At 63.8% G+C, this 21,112-nt stretch carries 15 protein-coding genes; 5 read left to right on the top strand and 10 right to left on the bottom strand.

Annotation, left to right across the window (positions count from 1 at the left end):
- Positions 1-6: 6 nt before the first annotated feature.
- From IFO71_RS08695 to IFO71_RS08715, 5 genes are all read right to left on the bottom strand, one after another.
- A complete protein-coding gene (locus tag IFO71_RS08695; protein ID WP_192029239.1) occupies positions 7-1,098 on the bottom strand; it encodes a WD40 repeat domain-containing protein in 1,092 nt (363 codons plus the stop codon).
- Between the two features lie 153 nt (positions 1,099-1,251).
- A complete protein-coding gene (locus tag IFO71_RS08700) occupies positions 1,252-1,794 on the bottom strand; it encodes a hypothetical protein (protein WP_192029241.1) in 543 nt (180 codons plus the stop codon).
- Between the two features lie 68 nt (positions 1,795-1,862).
- The gene (locus IFO71_RS08705; protein ID WP_192029243.1) at positions 1,863-3,287 is read right to left on the bottom strand and encodes an HlyD family type I secretion periplasmic adaptor subunit; all 1,425 of its coding nucleotides are present in this window, start codon (positions 3,285-3,287) and stop codon (positions 1,863-1,865) included.
- Positions 3,288-5,432, bottom strand: a complete 2,145-nt coding sequence (locus IFO71_RS08710; protein WP_269749971.1) for a type I secretion system permease/ATPase — start codon at positions 5,430-5,432, stop codon at positions 3,288-3,290. It abuts the gene before it with no gap.
- A 211-nt stretch (positions 5,433-5,643) separates the two neighbouring features.
- Positions 5,644-6,168 (bottom strand): globin, encoded by a 525-nt coding sequence (locus IFO71_RS08715; RefSeq protein ID WP_192029244.1) that lies wholly within the window; start codon positions 6,166-6,168, stop codon positions 5,644-5,646.
- Positions 6,169-6,211: 43 nt separating this feature from the next.
- Here IFO71_RS08715 and IFO71_RS08720 point away from each other — a divergent pair, with 43 nt between their 5' ends.
- Entirely contained in the window at positions 6,212-7,102 is an 891-nt protein-coding gene (locus IFO71_RS08720; RefSeq protein WP_192029306.1) for an alpha/beta fold hydrolase, read from the top strand.
- 80 nt (positions 7,103-7,182) lie between these two features.
- On the opposite strand, the gene IFO71_RS08725 is transcribed toward IFO71_RS08720, so the two are convergent.
- Complete coding sequence (locus IFO71_RS08725; protein WP_192029245.1) at positions 7,183-9,093, bottom strand: hypothetical protein; 1,911 nt, start codon at positions 9,091-9,093, stop codon at positions 7,183-7,185.
- A 153-nt stretch (positions 9,094-9,246) separates the two neighbouring features.
- Here IFO71_RS08725 and IFO71_RS08730 point away from each other — a divergent pair, with 153 nt between their 5' ends.
- Positions 9,247-10,854 (top strand): hypothetical protein, encoded by a 1,608-nt coding sequence (locus IFO71_RS08730; protein WP_192029246.1) that lies wholly within the window; start codon positions 9,247-9,249, stop codon positions 10,852-10,854.
- 74 nt (positions 10,855-10,928) lie between these two features.
- Here IFO71_RS08730 and IFO71_RS08735 read toward each other — a convergent pair whose 3' ends face one another.
- Both IFO71_RS08735 and IFO71_RS08740 read right to left on the bottom strand, forming a co-directional pair.
- Positions 10,929-12,740, bottom strand: coding sequence for a serine hydrolase domain-containing protein (locus tag IFO71_RS08735; protein WP_192029247.1), 1,812 nt, complete (start codon positions 12,738-12,740; stop codon positions 10,929-10,931).
- A gap of 132 nt (positions 12,741-12,872) precedes the next feature.
- A complete protein-coding gene (locus IFO71_RS08740; protein WP_192029248.1) occupies positions 12,873-14,084 on the bottom strand; it encodes a helix-turn-helix domain-containing protein in 1,212 nt (403 codons plus the stop codon).
- 102 nt (positions 14,085-14,186) lie between these two features.
- On the opposite strand from IFO71_RS08740, the gene IFO71_RS08745 reads away from it, so the two are divergent.
- On the top strand, positions 14,187-15,506 hold the full coding sequence (locus IFO71_RS08745) for an APC family permease (protein WP_192029249.1): 1,320 nt from the start codon (positions 14,187-14,189) through the stop codon (positions 15,504-15,506).
- 260 nt (positions 15,507-15,766) lie between these two features.
- Here the strand turns inward: IFO71_RS08745 and IFO71_RS08750 are convergent, their stop codons facing one another.
- Both IFO71_RS08750 and IFO71_RS08755 read right to left on the bottom strand, forming a co-directional pair.
- Positions 15,767-17,107, bottom strand: a complete 1,341-nt coding sequence (locus IFO71_RS08750; protein ID WP_192029250.1) for an amidohydrolase — start codon at positions 17,105-17,107, stop codon at positions 15,767-15,769.
- A gap of 45 nt (positions 17,108-17,152) precedes the next feature.
- Entirely contained in the window at positions 17,153-19,228 is a 2,076-nt protein-coding gene (locus IFO71_RS08755) for an amidohydrolase family protein (protein ID WP_192029251.1), read from the bottom strand.
- A 114-nt stretch (positions 19,229-19,342) separates the two neighbouring features.
- Between IFO71_RS08755 and IFO71_RS08760 the strand changes: the two genes are divergently transcribed.
- Together IFO71_RS08760 and IFO71_RS08765 are read left to right on the top strand one after the other, a co-directional pair.
- Complete coding sequence (locus tag IFO71_RS08760) at positions 19,343-20,131, top strand: undecaprenyl-diphosphate phosphatase (RefSeq protein ID WP_225444505.1); 789 nt, start codon at positions 19,343-19,345, stop codon at positions 20,129-20,131.
- 72 nt (positions 20,132-20,203) lie between these two features.
- Positions 20,204-20,989, top strand: coding sequence for a hypothetical protein (locus IFO71_RS08765; RefSeq protein ID WP_192029253.1), 786 nt, complete (start codon positions 20,204-20,206; stop codon positions 20,987-20,989).
- The last annotated feature ends 123 nt before the right edge of the window (positions 20,990-21,112 follow it).

Consider the following 21,112-nt stretch of genomic DNA (forward strand, 5'->3'; position numbering starts at 1 on the left):
ATTGACTTAGTCCTCTGCAACTCGAGTTTGCTGTGACTGCTTCTCGCTCCAGATTCTCTCTTGCGCGAGATATCGAATGGGCCGCGCTTTACCTGATTGCAAAATCAGGCCAATGCCCAAGTCCGGCAACAGGGCGGCGCGTGGGTGGCTGCTGTTGGCGCGGTAACGCCAAGCGACGCCGCTGTTGAGGTCCACAAGCTCGACCTTGCCCTTGCCGTAAGTTCCTGCCAGCACCAACCAGGGCTCGCCGGCAGTGAAGCCGGCCCAGTTCACTGTCTGCAGCGTAATGTTGTAGCTGCGTCGCGGTTGCAGGTTGTTCGCATCCCATTCGATCACCTGCGGCGCCTGCTTGTCCCGATGAGCCTGAGAGGCAGAAATCAATCGATCCTGATCGACAAACATCAAAGCGTAGATTCGCTGAGCGCGGAACTCTGCTGATACCGGCTGCTGCTGACTGATCTGCAAGTTTGGCGAACCGTCCTGGTCAACAAGACGCATTATCGAGATCAGGCCATCCGAGGTTCCGACGGCGATTCGATCGGACTCGGCTCCCACTGCAAGCGCATCCACTTCGCCCTCGAATTTGAGCGCTTTTCTGAGCAAACTGCGCTTTGCATGATCGTAAATCAGTAGACGATCAGAGTCGGCGATGAGATAGATGCCCGGACGGAGACTCGCTGCGATCGGCCCAGGCGCAATCATGTCTGAGAGTGCGTGCAAGAGCTCACCCGTTCGCGCGTCCCAAATTCTCGTTCCGCGTTCATCCGACCTGTCTGGATGCCCAGAACGCGAGTTACTGAGCAAGATGCCATCTTTGGCACCAAACGCCAGAAACTCGGTGCGCCATGGGTGGGCCTGAAAGGCGGTGCGTGAACCGGGCTGGTTTGGGTCCCATAGCTCAAGCCGACCACTTTCCCGACCTACGGCCAGCATCTTCAGTTCGGGATCGTAGACCACCGTGCTGGGGCGATCATCGATTTCTTTGTTGGCCGCAATGAATGTCTGCCAAAAGCTCTCTGCCGTCCTTTCGTCTAGTTCAGACATGGCCCACAGCGCAAGCAACGATACGGCCGGCACCAGTAGCAAGCCGATGACCAACCACCAGGGCTTTCGCGCCGGCCGCGCATCGGGTGATTTTGTCTCTTTGCTCATCTCCTTGTTAAGACCTCATGTTGGGCGATTCCCGCTGCAGCAGGCCAGACGCGGTGTAGCAGCCAGTTAAGTGTAGCAAGTTCGCAGACGATTGATTGATCACATCGCTCGCCCGGGATTCTGCAAGGCTTCTCTTGTTCGCGTCGCCAGGCTCACAGTGGCGTTGTGCGCACTGGCTTCTGGCGTAAGCGTGGACTCTTTGATCAGCGCAATCTGGCCATCAATCAGGAACAGGCCGTCCTCGCTACCCCACCCTGCCCAGGTGAGCGCCTCCTGCGCCTGAGTGGGCAACTGTTGCCACCCCAACCATCGCAGCGCCTCGGGCCCCTCACGCTCAAACGCGTCTAGCCCGATCAGGGCGCTGGAACTGCATGATCCGGCGCTGATCATCCGAACCAAGGGTTCCACCACGCCGGGGGTGGCGACGTTGATGACTTCGGCATGCTGAACTTCGCCGTTTGCCAAGGCGGACGCGAGCACATCGCTTGCAATCGGCGCCATCGCTTCGGCAAGTCTGGCCTGCGACAACTGCCCCGCGTTGCTCGCTTCGATCACCTTGTCGCACCACGGGTGTGGAGCACAGATTGCGAGCGTCGGGGCCAGCACGGCGATCAGGCCAAACAGGCAAGCTGTCTCGCCCATACCTGCGCCCTTACTACCCCGGCCTGGAATGGCAGTCCAAGCAATCCGCACGGCTGCAAATCCCCTGCTCATCGCTCCCTCAGCGCCTCTGATGAATGGCTGCGCAGCGGACTGAGCAGAAAGTCGATGATGCGCCGCTGACCGGTCTTCACCTCAACGCTGACGTTCATACCAGCGCTGAGCCGCACATCGACGCCGTCAATGGTGAGCGCGGATCGCTCGAGGCGCACCCGGGCGGGAAAGACCAGCCCGAGTTGTTCGTCCTGGGCGGCGTCGAGCGAAACCGATTCAACTTCGCCTTCGAGGTGGCCATACCGGGTGTAGGGAAAGCTCTCCACCTTTACCGTTACGATCTGGCCGCTGCGGACAAAGCCAATGTCCTTGTTCAGTACCTGCGCCTCGATCTCCAGCGACTCATCATCGGGCACCACCACCATCAACGGCTGTGCCGGTGTCACCACGCCGCCGACGCTATGCACGGCCAGTTGTTGCACGGTGCCGCTGACCGGTGCGCGCAGGGCCATCAGGCGATCGCGCTGGTCGGCCTTGGCCAGCTCTGCCTGCAACTGCCGGGCTTGCTCGGCGGCTTCACGTTGACCGTCGAGCACTTGGCGTCGGGTGTCATTGCGCAGCACATCGAGTTCGTCCTTGGCAGCCGCCAGTGCGGAACGCACTTCATGCAGGCGATTGCGCTGGGCCGCCAGATCACGCTCGGCATCGATGCGCTGCTGCTCGACCAGCAGATAGTCGTGGCGGCCGACATGACCCTTCTCCACCAGGCGGCCGTAGTCCAGCGCTCGTTCGGCGGCGATCCTGGCCGAGGCATTGAGCGGCTCGACGCTGGCGCTCAGCGTGTCCAGTTCGGCCTGACGCTGTGCGATGCTGGCTTCCAGCGCCTGATGGCGGGCGCGATACGCCTCGAACTGACTGCTGGCGAGTTGCTGCTCGGCGCTCAACCGGCTTTCCGGTAGATCTGCCGGCAGATCGTCGGCGGCCGCCAGCAGCGGCGCACTGCCGGTTTGCAGGCCCAACGCCAGGGCGCTGAAGCGAAGCTCGGCCAAGCGCGCGTCGAGCAGGCCGGTTCGGGCTTGCTGCAGGTCGGCCTGGGCGAGGGTGGCATCCAGTTCGATCAGCAGGTCACCGGCCTGCACGCTCTGGCCATCGCGCACCAGGATGCGCTTGACCACCGCGGTCTCGACCGGCTGCACCAGTTTGCTGCGCGAGCCGACCACGGTGCGGCCCTGTGCCACCGCCACGATATCGACCTGGCCGACGCAGGCCCAGATCAAGGCCACGCTGAACAAGGCGATCAGACAGCGCATCGTCCATCGGGCCGTCGGTGAAGTCGGTTGTTCGATCAGTTCAAGATGCGCGGGCAGAAAGGCAAGCTCATCCGGGCTGCGCTTGACCGGCTCCATGCTGGCGCGCTCAGCCCAGGCACCGCGCCAGACGGCGGCATAGCGCTTTAGTAAGGCGACCCAGGCGGCGCTCATCTAACCCTCACCCTGCTGCAGTCGATGCAGACGTGCATAGTGGCCGCCGACCCGATCCACCAAGTCATCATGGCGACCACTTTCGACGATCTGGCCGCGATCGATCACCACGATGCGGTGGGCGCGACGCACGGTGGACAGGCGGTGGGCAATGATCAACACGGTGCGACCACGGCAGATCTCGCGCATATTGCTCATCACCGCGTGTTCGGATTCGTAGTCCAGCGCGCTGGTTGCTTCGTCAAAGATCAGAATGCGTGGATTGCCGACCAGGGCGCGGGCAATCGCGATGCGCTGGCGCTGACCGCCGGACAGGCCACAGCCGTGCTCGCCGACCTCGGTGTCATAGCCCTCCGGCAGGCCGACAATGAATTCGTGCGCCCCGGCCAGTTTGGCCGCTTGAACAATACGTTCCATTGGAAGGCCGGGGTCAACTAGGGCGATATTGTCGCGAATGCTGCGATTGAACAGGAAGTTTTCTTGCAGCACCACACCGAGCTGGCGACGCAGCCAGGCCGGATCGGCCAGGGCCAGGTCCTGGCCATCGACCAACACGCGGCCGCTTTCCGGCGTGTACAGGCGCTGCACCAGCTTGGTCAGGGTGCTCTTGCCCGAGCCGCTGCGGCCAACGATGCCGATCACTTCGCCCGGGGCAATATCGAGATCAATGCCGGCCAGCACTTCAGCCGCATCCGGCCGATAGCGAAAGCGCACCCGCTCGAAGCTGACCCGGCCCTGCAGGGCCGGCAGTTGCAGCTTGCTGCCGGCCACCTCGGTGCGGGTGTTGAGGATGTCGCCGAGCCGCTCGACGGCAATGCCGACTTGCTGAAAATCCTGCCACAACTGGGCCAATCGCAGGATCGGCGCGGTCACCTGTCCCGACAGCATATTGAAGGCGATCAGCTGCCCGACGGTCAGCTCGCCTTCGATCACCAGCTTGGCGCCCCAGTACAGCACCGCCACGCTGACCAGCTTCTGCACCAGCTGTATCGATTGCTGGCCAAAAGTGGCAACCTTGGTCACTCCAAAACCGGCACTCACATAACCTGCCAGTTGGTTGTCCCAGGTGCGGGTGACGCGTGGATCCACCGCCATCGCCTTGACCGTACCAATACCGCTAATGGTTTCGACCAGAAAGGCCTGATTGTCGGCGCCGCGGGCGAATTTCTCGTTCAGCCGGCGGCGCAGCAGGGGCGTGATGGCGGCCGAGATCAGCGCGTAAATTGGCAGTGAGGCCAGTACGATCAAGGTCAGCCAGCCGCTGTAGTAAGCCATCACCGCCAGGAACACGCCGGCGAACAGCAGATCCAGCACCGAGGTCAGCGCCTGGCCGGTAAGGAAGCCGCGCACACTTTCCAACTCGCGCACCCGCGCAATGGTGTCGCCAACCCGACGCGCCTCGAAATAGGCCAGCGGCAGGGCCAGCACATGGCGAAACAGCTTGGCTCCCAGCTCAACGTCGATCTTGCTGGTGGTGTGGGCAAACACATAACTGCGCAGCCCGTTCAACAGCACATCGAACAGGGCAATCGAGGCCAGGCCAATCACGATGACATCCAGCGTGGTCAGACCGCGGTGCACCAGCACCTTGTCCATCACCACCTGGTAGAACAGCGGGGTGACCAGGGCCAGCAGCTGGATGAACAGCGACACCACCAGCACTTCCGCCAACAGACGGCGATACTTGACCACCGCGGGGATGAACCAGCTGAAGTCAAAGCGGGTCAACTGAGCGGCCAATCCGGCGCGTGAGGTGACCTGCAGCAGCTGGCCCTGGTAGCGCTCGGCAAACTGCTCGGGGCTCAGTCGAACCGGGCGCTTCAGGCGCAGATCGTGGATCAGCACACCCTCCGGGCCGAGCTTGGCGAGCAGGAAGGCCTCATCGTCGTCGCGCAAGGCCATTGCCGGCAGGGCCACTTTGTCCAATCGCGCGATCGGTTGCGCGTTGATCTGTGCCTTCAGCCCCAGTCGACGCGCCGCCAACAGCAATTCAGTGCGATCAAGACACTCGCCTTGCCGGCCAAATTCATGTGCCAATTGCTCGGGATCGGCTGCCACGCCGTGCAGCTGGGCCAGCAAGACCAGGCCCTGCAGACCGAGATCCGGGGTTTGCTCGCGCGCTGCCGACAACTGATCGTCCGCCAACGCGGCACTTCCGTGTGCCACTTCCGTCTTCCCTGTGTAGGCCTCGCCGACAAACGCGAAGGAACCGTGAATTGTGACGGTCGAAAGGGAAAAAGATCAAGCCGCTTGTGTTGTCCGAGGTTCAGCTTCGCGAACGCTTGAACAGGGCGTTGAGACGCCATGCGGGCTAACCCGGATATGTCATGAGGTCGCGCCGAAAGACTCCGCCAGCCTAACCTGTCGTTGCAGGGCCCTGCGTAGCCGCAGGCAGCATGCGCTGACCCAAGTCATCCAGAATGCTGCGCCAGGCCTGCTGTTCCTCGGCCGGCAGCGGCTCGACCTCATTCAGGGCGGCGAGCAGGAAATCAGATAACTCGATCAGGTGTGCCGGCGCCACCCCGGCCTCGAGATGACGCCTGCCCAGCGCGCCAAGCACAAAATTCAGACTGCCGCCGTACTCATAGCTGTTCAGCACCAGACAGACCATCTGCAGGAACATCATCTCCTGCTCGGCCATGTCGCGCTGAAAATGCTGCCGATACTCAGGGCGACGCTCGAACATGTGCCGGTAGAAGGCGCGGGCGATCCGGCCCTCCCGGCTGCGCAGCCGACGCCAGGAGCGCTGTACGGTGTCCGCCACATCCGCATCGACCATGGTTGCCCTCCAGTGTGGCACCGCCTGCAGCCATTCTACGGTGAGCGCGTGTGCCCGGCTGAGGCGGGTCCAGACTTGAACCGCCGGAAGATTGTCGGACAATGCTCGGCTCTGCGGCCTTGGGGCCGAGATCCTGGTGATCGTCTTGAATCTTCCCGACTACCCGTTCCAAGGCCAGCGTTTCGAAGTGCGTCCGGGCCTTTCCATGCACTACCTCGACGAAGGCCCGAAGGATGGCGACGTCATCGTCATGCTGCATGGCAACCCCAGCTGGTCGTACTACTGGCGGCATCTGGTGCTGGCCCTGCGCGGCCGCTACCGCTGCATCGTGCCCGACCATATCGGCATGGGGAATTCCGACAAGCCGGGCGATTCGAAGTACGCCTACACCTTGCAGTCTCGGGTGGATGATCTCAGTGCCCTGCTCAAGCACCTTGGCATCGAGCGCGATATCACCCTGGCGGTGCACGACTGGGGCGGCATGATCGGCTTTGGCTGGGCGCTGTCGCACGCCGAAGCGGTAAGACGCTTGATCATCACCAATACCGGAGCGTTTCCCCTGCCCCCGGCCAAGCCCATGCCCTGGCAGCTGGTCCTTGGGCGAAACTCACTGTTCGGTGCCTTCCTCATTCGCGCCTTCAACGCCTTTGCCGCAGGCGCAGCGAGGTACGGTGTTGAGCAGCGCATGCGCCCCGATGTGCGCGACGCCTATGTCGCGCCCTACAACAGCTGGAAGAACCGTATCGCCACCTTGAGATTCGTGCAGGACATCCCGCTCTCGCCGCGTGATCGCGCCTGGTCGCTGGTCGAACAAGCCGGCAAGCGACTGCCCGAGTTCGCCGACCGCCCGACCATCATCGGCTGGGGCTTGAACGACTTCGTGTTCGACAAGCACTTCCTCGCTGGCTTCACCTCGGCCCTGCCGAATGCCGAGGTACACGCCTGGGAAGATGCCGGCCACTACTTACTGGAAGACAAGCACGCCCAGTTCGTGCCGAAGGTGCTGAAGTTTCTGGAGCGAAATCCGTTGCGCTGAGCCACTGGAAAACGCGGTCCGGTCATCCGCGCCCCCTCATGAAATATCCGGGTTAGGAAGGCGACTCGCCGGATCATGGTTTACGGCAGGGATTCGAAGCCGTTGTGAAAGATCCCGTCACCCCCCGCCGCTTCGACCGCACCCAGGTCATTGAAGAAGTCCTCGGCGATACTGCCGGCGAAGGGAAAATTGACCACGCCGGGAGCGTCGCGGCCACGCGCCCGGCCAAAGAAGTCGAGGCCGGCGTCTACCCGCACCGCGCTGCAGCCATCAATGGCCCGACTGCCGATGACGGGGGTGCCATCGGCGGCCAGCTGCGGATCAGCTTGCGTCGGACCATCGGAGAACAGGCCGGGGGCGATCTCTTCGGACGAGCTTGGAAGACTGGCCTCGTTGGGGTGGGTCAGCAAACAGCCGCGGTGCCTCAGGCTCGCCCCGCTCTGCGGATTCCAGACCTGCATGGTCGACGAGTGGACGATGCTGCCGCTGAGGTCGAGCTGGCTGTTCCAGACTTCGGCCATATGATTCAAACCGCCATTGCCGAGTACCGTGGTGTGCTGCAACAGGTGCGGGCCGGGCGCAAATAGCTGAAACAACACGGGCCCCAGACCACCGGCCGTCGAGCCCGCCGCGCTGTTCTCATGCACTCGGCTATTGCGCAGGCGAAACCGCGCGTTATTGATGTAGGCCACGGCCGCGCGACCGCTGTCCTGGTTGAAGGCAATCAGGCTGCGCTGGATGTCGACCAAGGCGGGCTGAGCGGAAGTCGCCGTGGCATAGACGACGGCAGCGCCGGGCGCCGAGGCAGATCCGTTGCCAAGACTCAGGTTACCTGCGAACAGGCTACAGGCATTGAGGGAACGCAGCTGGCCCAGGATCGGCGCTGAAAGTGTGCAGGGCGTGCTGCGACGATGAAACACGCTCAAAGACGCCGAGTTTCTCAGATAAAAGGCGCCCCCACGATCGCGGGCGAAATTATTGGTGTAGGCCGCGCCGGCGAGTTGCGCGCTGGTGGTGGCCGAATTGTCGCTATCGAGGTAAACCGCACCGCCGCGGTGCCCAGAATTGTTGTTCATCCACAGCAGATAGGGTGAACTGCTGGCCGAGTCGATCTCGATCGAGGAATGCAGGCTGTAGATCGCCCCGCCATAGCCGCGCCCGCTGACGCCGTCCTCACCGGCGCTGTTGTTGGAGAGATTGATTGCCGCAGTGAAACCAAGTGTAGTGTCGAGGCTGAACAGACCGCCGCAATCATCCAGGTAGATGCCGCCGCCGTTGCCTGCGCTGTGGTTCTGCAGCACGCTGGCCCAGCCGAGCAGCACACTGCTGAGGCTGCCCTGGCAGTAGATGCCACCGCCGCGCCCCGTGCTGGTCTCGGCGCGATTGTTGCCAACGCTACTGCCATTGATCAATTCCAGCCGTGCCCCCGACAGCACGGCCACACCGCCGCCACGTGCAGCTCGACTGTCCAGCACAGCACTGCGATCGAGCTTGACCGCACCCGCGCCACTCACTCGGAGGCCTGCGCCGTAGCCAAACTCATCGGTGAAACTCGTGGTGTTGCCGCCTGAGAGCGCGATCTCGCGCAGGGTCACCTGGCGCGCGGGCGAAGCGGGAAGCTCGATGCGCATCACCCGCCCGACCGATCCGCTGCTCAGACGGATGGTGCTGCGGTTGCCATCATTGGCAGAGAACTCATCGGAACACTGGCTGAAATTGCCCTCGATGCTGATATCGGCCTGTGGGTTGAGCAGGGCATAGGCCTCACCGACGGCATTCAATTCAAACTCGATATCAGCCCGCGCAATCTTGATCCGATGCGGCCCTGCCGGATCCGCCACGGCAGCGCTGATCGCCGCCTGCAGATCGGTATGGGTACAGCCTGGATCACTGACCGGGCCGACACTGAACACAGCACTCTGCGCCGACGTCGGCAGCAGGCAAAGGCTGCTCAAGACAACGGTCGCGTGGAACAGGGCGTGTTTGAGCATGGCGGGCAAGGAATTCCGGATCTGATTGAGGATCGTAAGAAGTGGTCGTCAACCGCCAAGGGGGTTGCCCGGCTTGATCACCGCAGCGGCACTGATGTCGGCCGGCCAGACGCGCCTGCTATGCTGCGGAAGGGGCCAATCTCAGGGGCATACATGGCAGAGGCCAGACCCAACACCGCTGACGCGTCAACGCTATGGCGCCAACGTCTGCGCGCGGCGGTACTGCCGACGGTGGCCGATGGCGCTGCCTGGAAGGCCCTGCTCGACTGCAAGGATGATCTCGAGGCCCTGCAACAGCAGATCGCCGCCGACCTGCCGATCGCGCTGTCGGTGCTCTGTGAGGCCAATCGCTCGCCGCGCATCGCTGCCAATCTGAGCGGTCTGCAGCACGCCTTGCGCATGTTCGGCTGCGTCGCCCTGCTGAAACAGCTGCAGCGCTATCCCGGCGATCGTCTCGACCCGACTCAGCCAACGCATCGACAGGTGTTGCAGGCGCTGGCCGACAGCCGACTGGCCTGCTTGATCCATGCCCGCTGGATGCTACATGACGTGGCCGGGGATGCCGACTATCGCTTCTGGGTCACCGCCCTGCTCGGTGTGATGCGCTGGAAACTGCCCCTGATCGATCCGGCATTGTGCGCCGAGCTCGATCGGCGAGTTGCCGCTGGCGAACGCCGTGCCGCGGCGGAGCGCGCCCTGCTTGGCCTGAGCACCGCTCAGCTCACTACGCAACACCTGCAGGATCTGGGTTTCGCCATGGCCGAGGATCTGGCCAAACGGATGCAGCTGCCGCCAGGCCTGATGCGCGCTGCCGCACGCCTGGCACGCGACAACGAACGTCCCCTGTCAGCCGCGCCTGAACTCGCTCGTCGACTGCGCGAACCGATGCTGAGCTGCCGCCTGGCCTACGCCCTGGCGCTGGAAGCGCAGAACGACTGGCACTCACAGCGAACCGATCTGTTATTGCGGATCGCGGCCACCTGCTTCGGCCGCTCGGTGTCCAGTCTGCGCTATGACCTGGAACGTGCCGCCCTGCAGGCCAGTGAGGAGTCGGCCTACGGGCGCGAACTGCTGGCGCCGGCGGCGCGGATGATCCGCTTACCGCACCCTCGGCCAGACCACCGACGCGCCGACGACAGCACGCCGAGCACTGAAGCGAGCCAGCTGCTGGCCGGCCATTCGGCGCTGAGCGCCCCGCACCCGGCAAACCGACCGGTCCCGCGCCCGGCCGACTTCATTGCCCGCTGCATCAAGCAGGAGTTTTCCTCGACCGGTGAGTTCCTCGCTGCCGCCGCCCAGCACCTGCAACAACAGGGCATTGGTCGCTGCGCCCTGCTGCTCAGAATGCGCAACCCGGAACGCATCGGCGTCTACTTCGCTCATGGCTTCAGCGATGCCAAAGCCGCCCGCGCGATTCAGTTTCCGCCCGAGCAGGGCGGCCTGCTGAAAGGACTGTTAAGCAATCCGCGTGCCGCGCTGCTGATTGCACCGGCCCAGCTGGAATCACTGAACGGCAAGTTGCCGCAGGCACTTGAGTCATGGCAGCCTGAGCGCGGACTGATGCTGGCCAGCGTGGCGGTCAACAACACGGCGGTGGGACTGTGGTGGGCCGAACCGGCTGCTCCGCACAGCGCCGACCCGCAGCAACTGGCCGCCCTGCGCCAGATGATGCATGGCTTTGGCGCCGAGTTCACCCGCCTGCTGCGGGCGCACAGTGCGACGCAGCAGGCAAAGGCCCGCAGCGCCGCATCGAGCACCTGAGGGTGATGATTGCAACCCGACAGCGCGCTGGGTGGCGCTCATTGTCCTCCACAAGGACCTGGTACGGTCACCCCTCACCACGTCCAGATGCACAGCGCGAAGCCATGAAAGCAGGCAAAGAACAGGGCGATGCACGTAGCGCCCAGCGATCCCAGCAGACAGCGCGTCTTTGCCAGTCTGGCGCTCTCCTGCCGCCAGCAGAAAAGACTCAGGCCCAGCCCTGACAGCGCGAATGCTGGCAACAACAATGTGCTCACCAGGATGCCGATGGCAACCGCATTGATCTGTCCAAGCGTGGTCAGCTCCAGTTGCAGCATCAGCACCATGAAGACCAGCAGCGACAGCAGGGCCAGGCTTGGCAGTCGTCGCAACCATCGGTTGTGTAGCGCATTGCGGCGGCCAAACGGTGCGGTAAGCAGGGCGATTGTGCTGAGCCCGGCGGCGAGCAAGGGCGCAACGGCCGAGAATCCAGAGACCCGCTCCATGAACAGACCCCCATTGAGATCGAGGGCAATCACGCGCCCGCCCTGCCGGATCATGGCCGAACGGATCAGACCGCTGCTGTCGTTGGTCAGGCGGCTGTCGTCCGGCGAGCTGTAGCCGCTGGGCTCGGACAGCGGGGCCTGCACATACAGCTGCCGGGCATCATCGGGATCACGCCAGACCCGGACCACACCGAGCAACCAATTGATGCCGGCGCCAAGTTCGGGGCGCGTGTCACGGCGGCGGTACCACCCCTCGACATCGCCGCTGATCGCCACCTTGGATGGCGTTTCGCCTGGCGGCGCGGGCTGGCTGACGATGAACTGCGCCAACGGGTCAGCCAGTTCGCCCACCTCATCGGTGTTGACCATCAACACGTAGCCCAACCCGCGCTGTGGCTGGTACTGCAGCGTCGCACCCGCTCCATACACACTGCCGGTATGGCCCAGCCACTCAACGCCATGCGCGGCGCTGCGCTGCACGCCCAGACCATAGCCCCAGTGCAGCCCTGCCTTGGCGGCGAGCGTGGAATGCACCGACTTCATCGCCCGCACTCTGTCTGCAGCCAACACACCCGGCGCGCTGGCTCCATCGCTCATCAGAAAGCGACCAAGCCGCGCCAGGTCTTCTGGTGTGCTCCACAAGGCACCGGCTGCGCGATCGGGCATCGGCAGCAAGGGCACCGCCTGCATGCCGGCGCCGCGATAGCCGGTTGCATGCTCGCGCTGCGTTGCTTCGGCGATGGTCAGAACGCTGTCGACCATTCCGAGCGGCTGCAGCACCTCGCTGCGGATGATGTCCTCCCACAACAGGCCGGTCTGCCGCTCCATGATCGCGGCCAGCAAGGCATAGCCGGGATTGGCATAGCTCATCATCGAGCCCGGCCGCCAGCGAGCAGTCAATGGCCGCGGATCGGCGTGCAGACTGGCGAGATGGCCCTGGCGCAGCTCTTCCCGAACGAACAATTTGCCGAGACTGGTGTCGTCGAAGCCAGCCGTGTGTTCGAGCAGGTGCACAACCCGGATCGGATCAGTTGCTTCCCAGGCATTCACCACCGGCGCTTCCGGCAACAGTTCGCGGACCGGCGTGTCCAGAGCAAACCTGCCCTGCTCGACCATCCGCAGTACCGCGATAGCGGTCAGCGTCTTGGTGATTGAGCCGGCGCGCATCAGGGTACGCCCACTCATCGGCTGCTTGCGTGCCACATCGGCGCTACCCAGGGCGCCGGCGGCAACTATGCCTTGGCGATCGAACAGGGCGTAGCTGACACCGCGAACACCACCGCTATCGATCAGTGTCTGCAGCTGCGTCCGCAGGCTTTCTGGGGCGGCGGCACAAACAGGGTTGCCCAACAGTGCGAGCGACAGGATCAGCCAGCGCAGCGGGGCCGGTATCGGTATCACGGTGGTAGTTCTCTTGGTTCCGCTCGGGACGCGAGCACCGACCCAGTCTGCCCGCGAACGCCAGAGAAGTTGTCCGCGATCCGGATTGTGGACATCAACGCCGCGATGTCGCTGAGTCGGCCGTCGAGGGCTTCACGGTCTGTTTTGCCGCCGCCATTGGCTGGGTGTCAACCCGGTTTCGCGCTTGAAGGCGGCATTGAACACCGTGCGCGAACCAAATCCGGCATCAAGCTGGATGGCGAGGAGCTTGTCGCCGCTGCGAGCCGGGTCGCGGAGCAAGGCGCACGCGGCTTCTACTCGCGCAGCATTGATCAGATCATTGAAGTTCCGCCCTAGATGTTGATTGATCGCCGCAGAAACCTGCTTGGCCGGGGCACCCAGCTGCGCCGCCAAGGTCTGCACGGTCAGCTCCGCATCAAGATGGGGCCTGGCCTCGTGCAGGTGTCGTTGGATCCGTTCTGCCAACGAGGCCAAGACGGTGTTCTGGTCCTCCGCGCACTCTTGCCGCGTTGGAGCTGCTGCCAAGGCCGGCTCGTCGAGGCTGATGCCGGCGAACAACGCTGGTTGCTGCAAGCCTCGCCAGACCAGCGCCCCCACGAAGCACAGTGCGCCCAGATAGATGGCGATGATCAAGCCAGGCTCCGAGCCGGGCCAATGCGGTCGCAGAGCCACCCGCAGTACGTCGAGCAGGAACACCAGCAGCAGGCCGCAAATGGCACGTCGCAGCCAGACCAGACTTTGCGCTTCGAACGCTGAATGCGTGGCACGCAATGCGCGGTGGTATCGATCGAGTTCGCGCAGGGCCAGCAACAGATAGACACTCGCACTGCAACCCGCCAGCCACCAGACAGAACTGCTCAGTTCGGGCCATGCCAGCAATGCCAACGGCATCAGCACCACGGGCAGCGCATGCCAGATTCCAAGTCCTGGCCTTTCGCGCCATCCCAAATGACGCGCCAGGGCCAGGATCAGCGGCCCGTAGCTGAAGTCCAGGCCCGCAGCAATTTCCGCCGGTCCTGGAAAACCATGACTTAACGCGAGATTCCATCCGAGCTGCAGGCCGAGCAAGCCCAGAAATGCCGCCAAGGGCCAAAGCCGCCGCTGCCAGAACAGCAGGACGGACAGCAGCAGACTCGGCAGCATGACCAAGGCCTGCAGCAACTCGATGGTGGTGAAGACCGGCATGGCATAAGTATGGCCAAACACCGCCGCAGCGCCATGCTGTCGAGACCGAATCTCCTGCGCCGAAATCAACAGGGCGAAGCCTCCAGCGGTTTCAGCGGCGAGCCCGATCTGCGCCAGCCGAGCGGGCCCCGGGGACTGCTCGGCTGGCGGCGCGGCCAAGAGCAACGCCCTGCTTCGCGTATGCTGCAACCGGGATACGCAGGTGACGCCGCGATTCGGCGGTCTCGCCCAGGTTAGCCAAGGGCTCGGGGGAGCGGGGCGATGACGGAGCACACCGGAGGTTCTCAGGAAACCAGCGAAGGTCTGGTGCGCCGTATCGGCACCGGGGCGCTCGGCGCCAACATCGTCAACCTGGTGGTCGGCGCCGGCATTTTCACCTTGCCCGGCATCGTCGCGGCGCAGCTGGGGCCGGCCGCGATTCTGGCCTATCTGGCCTGTGCGGTGACGGTGAGCATGGTGTTCCTGTGCTATGCCGAAGTGGGCAGTCGGATATCGCGCAGCGGCGGCAGCTACACCTACATCGCTGAAGCCTTTGGCCCGTTTGCCGGCTTTGTGGCCTCCACCCTGTTCTGGTTGGGCTGGTCGGTGCTGGCCGATGCCGCGCTGGCCATTGCGTTGACCGATGCCCTCGCACTGGTCATTCCAGCGCTGGCCGAAGGCGCGCCGCGCAACCTGTTCCTGATCGCACTGTTCGGGTTCCTGGCCATGGTGAACATTGCCGGCCTGAAATCCGGCGTGCGCCTGGTACTGCTGACCACCATCGCCAAACTGCTGCCGCTGCTTTTGCTGACCGGCGTAGGTCTGTTTGCCATGCGCCTCGATCAGTTGCACATCGATACGTGGCCAACGCTGCAAGACTTCGGTGCATCCGTGCTGATCCTGTTCTTCGCCTTTGCCGGCGCCGAAACCGCCCTCAACACCAGCGGTGAGATCAAGGACCCGGCCAGAACGGTTCCGCGCGGGCTGCTGCTCGGTGTCGGCGGCGTGTTCATCCTCTATGTGCTGCTGCAGGGCGTATCGCAGGGCGCCCTGGGCGCGGATCTCGCCGGCAACACCGAAGCGCCGCTGTCAGCCGTGGCCAACCACGTGCTCGGCGACTGGGGCGGTCAGTTGTTGCTATTGGCGATGATCGTTTCGATCTTCGGCGCGCTCAGCGGCGACGTCCTCAACACACCACGTTTGATCTTCGCTTCCGCCCGCGACGGACTGCTGCCTGGCGTGCTGGCTAAGGTGCACCCGCGACACCGCACGCCCCACGTGGCCATCGCCTTCTTCGCTGCCGCAGGCTGCGTGTTTGCGCTCACCGGCAGCTTCAAACTGCTGGCCGTCGTAGCCTCCGGCGCCATCTTGCTGATCTATCTGGGCGTGGCCCTGGCGGTGATCGCGCTACGTCGGCGGCATGGACCGCCGGAGCCGGGACAGTTCCGCATTCCCGGCGGTCCGCTGGTGCCAATGCTCAGCGCGGCAGTGATCATCTGGCTGCTACTGCAGATGAGCGCACAGGAGGCAATTGGCGCCGGCCTGCTGCTGGCCGTCACGGTCCTGATGTATGTCATCCGTGGGCTGCTACGGCGAGGTTAGCCCGGATGTTTCATGAGGGGGTGCGGATGATCACCGAGGACTTTGCGCCGAGTGCAAGGCGCGACGAGTCCATGAGGGCGTCGAACGGTCTGCTTTGCCGAGGCTGGCTGCGGCAGGCTGAGCCAGCGTTGGCCGCGGTCGGTGAATGCCAACACAGACTTTGCCGCAACGCACCCTGAAGCGAGTGCCCGCGAGCTTGCCTTATTGGCGCGCCTTCCATGGCAGTCTTTAACACGCCGCTTGACCCAAGCTCAGTAGTCTCAGCGCGCCCCCTGCGTGAGGTAGTCCAAGCTCACCGCCAGCAGCCCTTTAACACCTACATCCAGCGCCTGCTCGTCGAGGTGGAACATCGGCGAGTGATTGCTGGGCGCCTCGGCGATAGGCGTTTCCTTCGGCGTCGAGCCGACAAAGAAGAACAGGCCCGGTGCGCGCTGAGCATAGAGGCTGAAGTCTTCGGCACCCATCACCCGATCCATCTCGATCACCTGGTCCGGCCCGACGACGCTGCCGAGCACCGGTAGCATGCGTGCAGTGAGTTCGGGGTTGTTCACCGTCACTGGATTGCCGGCATCGGCCGGCACCTGCAGCTCCACCGTGGCGCCGTGGGCGGCGGCGGTGTGTTCGGCCACCCGGCGCAGGCGCTGATGAACCTCCTTGCGCATGCCCTCATCGAAACTGCGGATGGTGCCAACCAGCTCGACGCTGTCCGGGATGATGTTGTAGCGGATGCCGCCCTTGATGGCGCCATAGCTCAGCACCACCGGCAGCCGGCTGATATCCATCTCGCGCGAAACGATGTGTTGCGAGGAGCTGATCAGCTCGGCGCTGATGGCGATCGGATCAATGCCGCCCCAGGGCCTTGAACCATGGGTCTGCCGCCCCTTCACCACGATGCCGAAGCGATCCGAAGCGGCCATGAACGGGCCGCTACGATAACCAATCGTTCCGACAGGAAGCGCGCTCCATACATGCAAGCCAAACACCGCTTCTGGCTTGAAATCGTCAAAGATGCCCTGCTGCAGCATCATCGAGGCGCCGCCTTCCTCGCCTTCCGGGGGGCCTTCTTCGGCCGGCTGAAAGATGAACAGCACTTCACCCGGCAGCTCTGCACGCTGTTTCACCAAGGCCTCGGCCACGCCCATCAGGATCGAGGTATGCGCGTCATGGCCGCAGGCATGCATCACGCCAACGGTTTCGCCGCGGTACTCGGTGGTCACCTTGGAAGCAAACGGCAGGTCGGTCTGTTCGGTAACCGGCAAGGCATCCATATCGGCGCGCAAGGCAATGCGCGGGCCGGGCTTGCCGCCCTTCAAGCGCGCGGTGACGCCGGTATGCGCAATTCCGGTGCGCACGTCTTCGAGCCCGAGCTGACCTAGATGCTCGGCGACCAAGGCGGCGGTGCGCGTCTCGCGATTGCCCAGCTCCGGGTGCTGATGAATGTCGCGACGCCACGCCACCACCTTGGACTTCACCTCGGCGGCCAGCTGCTGAACCTGCGGATCCAGCGGGCTGGCCTGAAGCATGGATGACCCAGCCAACCCGAGGCAGACCAGGAGTGCGGCGCGAAGCGAATGCGAAACAGCGGTTGAGGTACTGGACATGCGAATCCTCGAAGTCAGTGAAGGTGGAAGGCAGGCACTGTCACCCTACTCGACCTGGGCGGACCTGGACGTGGCTTGCGCCGCGATGATCCGCGGCGATTCGGCCAACGGCCGAATACCAAACTGCGGATAGACCTCAGCCGGCAGGAACATCTTGCCATCCTGCACCACCATGCGTATGTGTTTGATGGCTTTCAGATCCTGGGTCGGATCGCCGGCCACCAGGAAGAAATCGGCGCGCTTGCCGCGCTCAATCGAACCGAGCTGCTGATGTTGGCCAAGATACTCGGCCATATCGTAGGTCCCGCGGCGCAGGGCTTCGGCAGGACTCATGCCTATGGCGGCGAACAGTTCCAGTTCGCGATGGAAGGTGAATCCGCCACCCAGATCAGTGCCTGGAATGAGCAGTACGCCACGCTGATGCATCATCCGCAGCAGCTCCAGGAGCTTCTGATAGCTGGCACGGTAAGCCTGATCATCGCCTTTCTCTGCCAGATCCAGCCAGGCCTGCTTGGCATCGCGCTGATGACCGACCGGCATATGGTCGAAGTAATCGCGCTGCCCCAGCGGCACGTCGCCGTTGCGGCCCAGCATGGCGGCTTCGTGAATGGCAATCGTCGGCTCCACCGCAACCTTGTGTTCAAGGATGGCGGCCAGGGTGGCCTGCACCGCGTCGCTGTCAAGATCCAGCGACGCCAGTCGACGCAGGGCGGTGATGCGCAGCAGGGTACGGGTGTCCTCATCCGGCGCCAGCACCCAGCCGAGCATGATCTGATTGATGTGGGTGAGCTCGTCATAGCCGGCGTCGATCATCGCATCGGCAGTGGAGAACGCCGGCACATGACCGGCGACGCGCAGACCCAGCCGCTGCGCCTCGGCGATCACCGCCGGCGACCAGGCCGGATTCAGGCTGTTGTACAGCTTCACCTGCCAATAGCCGCGGGCGGCGTACCAACGCACCGCCTCGATCGCCGCCTGTTCGCTGTCCACCAATCGACCATTGTTGGAACTGAACGGGCTCTTGCCTTCGATGAAGCCGCTGCGGGTGATGCGTGGGCCGATCAATTCGCCAGTTTCGATGCGCCCGATCATCTGCGCCAGCAACTCGTTGTTGTTGCCCATGTCTCGCATCGAAGTGACGCCAGCCAGCACGTTGAGCACGGCGCTGCTATCCGAGCTGTGGGCGTGCATTTCGAACAGGCCCGGCACCAGGGTGCCGCCTTCGCCTTCAACCAGGGTCTCGCCTTCGGTGCCCGGGGTGTCGAGCGGCTGCAGACTGCTGATCTGCGCGCCCGACACCACCACGCTCAACGGTTCGCTCAGGTCAAGTGTGGCTGGCTGAAACACCCGCACATTACGGATGCGTAGCGGTCCGTCGAAACGATGCGTGTAGGACTGCGCCAGCGCTTTGAGTCGACGCGCGGCCAGATCAACCACCAGCTGTCGCAGCCGCTCTTCGTGCATCTGATGACCTTCACGCACCAGCACAGTACGTCCACCGACGTAGGCGAACAGGGCATTGTCGTCATCGAGCAGGATATAGCTCGGGTTCAAGTCGAGCCCGCTGATCGCCAGCGCGCGCAAGCCGATATCCTGACCCTCGGTAGTGAGGGTCAGGGTGTGCTGCAACTCAAGGCGCATTTCGCCAGCAGGCAGGGTAGCCATACGGCCGCCGTCTGCCGCCAGCAGCGCCCGGGCATACATGCCCAGCGCCCAGGGACTGGCCGATTGGCCGATGTACATGGCCGGCGTCGTCAGTCTGGTACGACCCTCCCCACTGGCATCGTGCCATTGCGCGCCGCGCCGGCTGCGGGTGAACACTTCATCGACACGACTACCGAAGGTGGTGGCGCCCTGAATCGACCAGCTGATCGGCAAACCCTGGTCATCAAGCTGCAAGCGCTCCTTGATGGTCGGACCGCGTCCGTTGTTCTTGATGTCGAAGTCGATCTCGATGGTTCGAACGCCATCGTCGTGCTGATGCGAAACGTGCAGATGCCCCACCCGCGCAGCGCTGATCAACACCGCGAAGCGTTCCGTCGAATCGGCGGCCAGCGCGACTGAGCACAGCGACGTCGCCCACAGCAGACAAAGCCATCGAGTCCATCCTGGCATACGCATGTTCGCGGTTCCGTTTGGCAGCAGACCGCACTGTGCAGAGCGCCAGCAGGGAGCGCAACCCCGGTCCGCCCACCATGGCGTATGCTTGCGGCCCCGCCACACCGACCGACGCACTTGAACGATCTGCTTGCCGCCCTGCTGCTCGGCATCATCGAAGGGCTGACCGAGTTCTTGCCGATTTCCAGTACCGGCCATCTGCTGATCGCCCAGCACTGGCTCGGACGACGCTCGGATCTGTTCAATATCGCCGTGCAATCGGGTGCGATTCTGGCGGTGAGTCTGGTCTATCGGCAGCGCCTGTGGAGCCTGGCCAGCGGCTGGCGTGAGCCTGAGCAGCGTGACTACGCATTGAAGTTGATCGGCGCCTTTGCGGTCACTGCGGTGTTGGGCCTGATCGCCAAGCTGGCCGGCGTGGAGCTGCCCGAGAGCGTGCTGCCGGTGGCGGCGGCGCTGATGCTGGGCGGCATCGCCATTCTGTGGATTGAGGGCCGCAGCGAGCACTTCGAGGCGCTGACCCGCATCACCTGGCGAGTGGCCATCATCGTCGGCGCGGCGCAGGTGATTGCCGGCGTGTTCCCCGGCACCTCGCGCTCGGCGGCAGCGATCTTCGCGGCCCTGCTAGCCGGCATCGGCAACCGCCCGGCGGCCACCGAGTTCGCCTTCCTGGTTGGCATTCCGACCATGTTTGCCGCCACCGGCTTCGAGATTCTGCGCTATTTCCTCAACGGCGGCAGCGGCGAAGCCTGGGCCGATCTCGGCGTGGCCTTCGTTGCTGCCACCGTGACCGGCTTTATTGCCGTGCGCTGGCTGCTCGGCTACGTCAAATCACATCGTTTCACTGTGTTTGCCTGGTACCGCATTGCCCTGGGCCTGTTGCTGATCGGCCTGCTGTGGGATTGGTGACGGGTGATTGGCCCGATTGCAGGCGCGGAGAGGGACACTGCAACTTCATCCAAGCTCCGGTAGGCTTAGTGCATGAACATCAACAGCACTGCAATCTGCCTGGCCCTGCTCTGCATCTGCAGCACCGCGGCGGCCAGCGGCATCGAATATCGCGGTGAGGCCCGGGCCACCGACTCGGGCAACCTGCTGTATGCCGAGCACCACTACCTGCGCACCGAAGGCGGGCGACCGCGGGAACGCCTGGTGATGTATCGCTGCCCCAGCGGCGAGGCCTTTGCCCGCAAGACAGTGAGCTATGGCGAGCCGCCCTACGCCCCGAGTTTTCGCATGGACGATGCGCGACTTGGCTATGCCGAGGGCTTCTCGCGCGGCAAGGCGGCTGGCGAGGCCCTGGTCCAGCGTGCCTCCAACCAGCCGGCTGAAACCGACGCGATCAGCTTGGGCGAGTCCCTGGTGGTCGATGCCGGCTTCGATGAGTTCGTGCGCAGTCACTGGGAGGAGCTGCAGGCCGGCAAGAAAGTCAGCCTGCGCTTTCTGGTCCCCAGTCGCCTGGCAGCCTACGGCTTCAAGCTGCAGAAGACCGGCGAGGAGAATCTGTACGGCGAGTCGGCCAGTACCTTTCGGCTCGCATTGTCGGGGCTGTTCGGCTGGTTTGCCGACGCCATCGATGTCAGTTATCGCAACTCCGATCGCCGCCTGATGCGCTTTGTCGGCCTGTCGAACATACGCGCCAGCGCCGATGAGAATCTGGTCGCCGATATCCAGTTCCCGCCGGCCGAGCAACGCGATGCGCTGGACGACGGCCGCTGGCAGCAGGCCGAGCAGGAACCGCTGGTGGCCTGTCAGCTCGGCCGCTAACGCATAGGGAGCGTCTTGGACGCAGCATCGGTGCATCGAGCGATGTGTGCGGTGCGTTCGAGATGCACCCTATGCCACTGGCATGGCCCTTGCTGGACAAGGGCTCACCCCCTGGCCAAGCTT

The organism is Pseudomarimonas arenosa, assembly GCF_014841215.1.
Taxonomy (GTDB): domain Bacteria; phylum Pseudomonadota; class Gammaproteobacteria; order Xanthomonadales; family Xanthomonadaceae; genus Pseudomarimonas; species Pseudomarimonas arenosa.

Excerpts from the sequence above, each read along its gene's own strand:
- IFO71_RS08700 (WP_192029241.1), bottom strand. The coding sequence starts at position 1,794 with ATGGGCGAGACAGCTTGCCTGTTTGGCCTGATCGCCGTGCTGGCCCCG.
- IFO71_RS08705 (WP_192029243.1), bottom strand. The coding sequence starts at position 3,287 with ATGAGCGCCGCCTGGGTCGCCTTACTAAAGCGCTATGCCGCCGTCTGG.
- IFO71_RS08725 (WP_192029245.1), bottom strand. The coding sequence starts at position 9,093 with ATGCTCAAACACGCCCTGTTCCACGCGACCGTTGTCTTGAGCAGCCTT.
- IFO71_RS08730 (WP_192029246.1), top strand. The coding sequence starts at position 9,247 with ATGGCAGAGGCCAGACCCAACACCGCTGACGCGTCAACGCTATGGCGC.
- IFO71_RS08745 (WP_192029249.1), top strand. The coding sequence starts at position 14,187 with ATGACGGAGCACACCGGAGGTTCTCAGGAAACCAGCGAAGGTCTGGTG.
- IFO71_RS08750 (WP_192029250.1), bottom strand. The coding sequence starts at position 17,107 with ATGTCCAGTACCTCAACCGCTGTTTCGCATTCGCTTCGCGCCGCACTC.
- IFO71_RS08755 (WP_192029251.1), bottom strand. The coding sequence starts at position 19,228 with ATGCGTATGCCAGGATGGACTCGATGGCTTTGTCTGCTGTGGGCGACG.
- IFO71_RS08765 (WP_192029253.1), top strand. The coding sequence starts at position 20,204 with ATGAACATCAACAGCACTGCAATCTGCCTGGCCCTGCTCTGCATCTGC.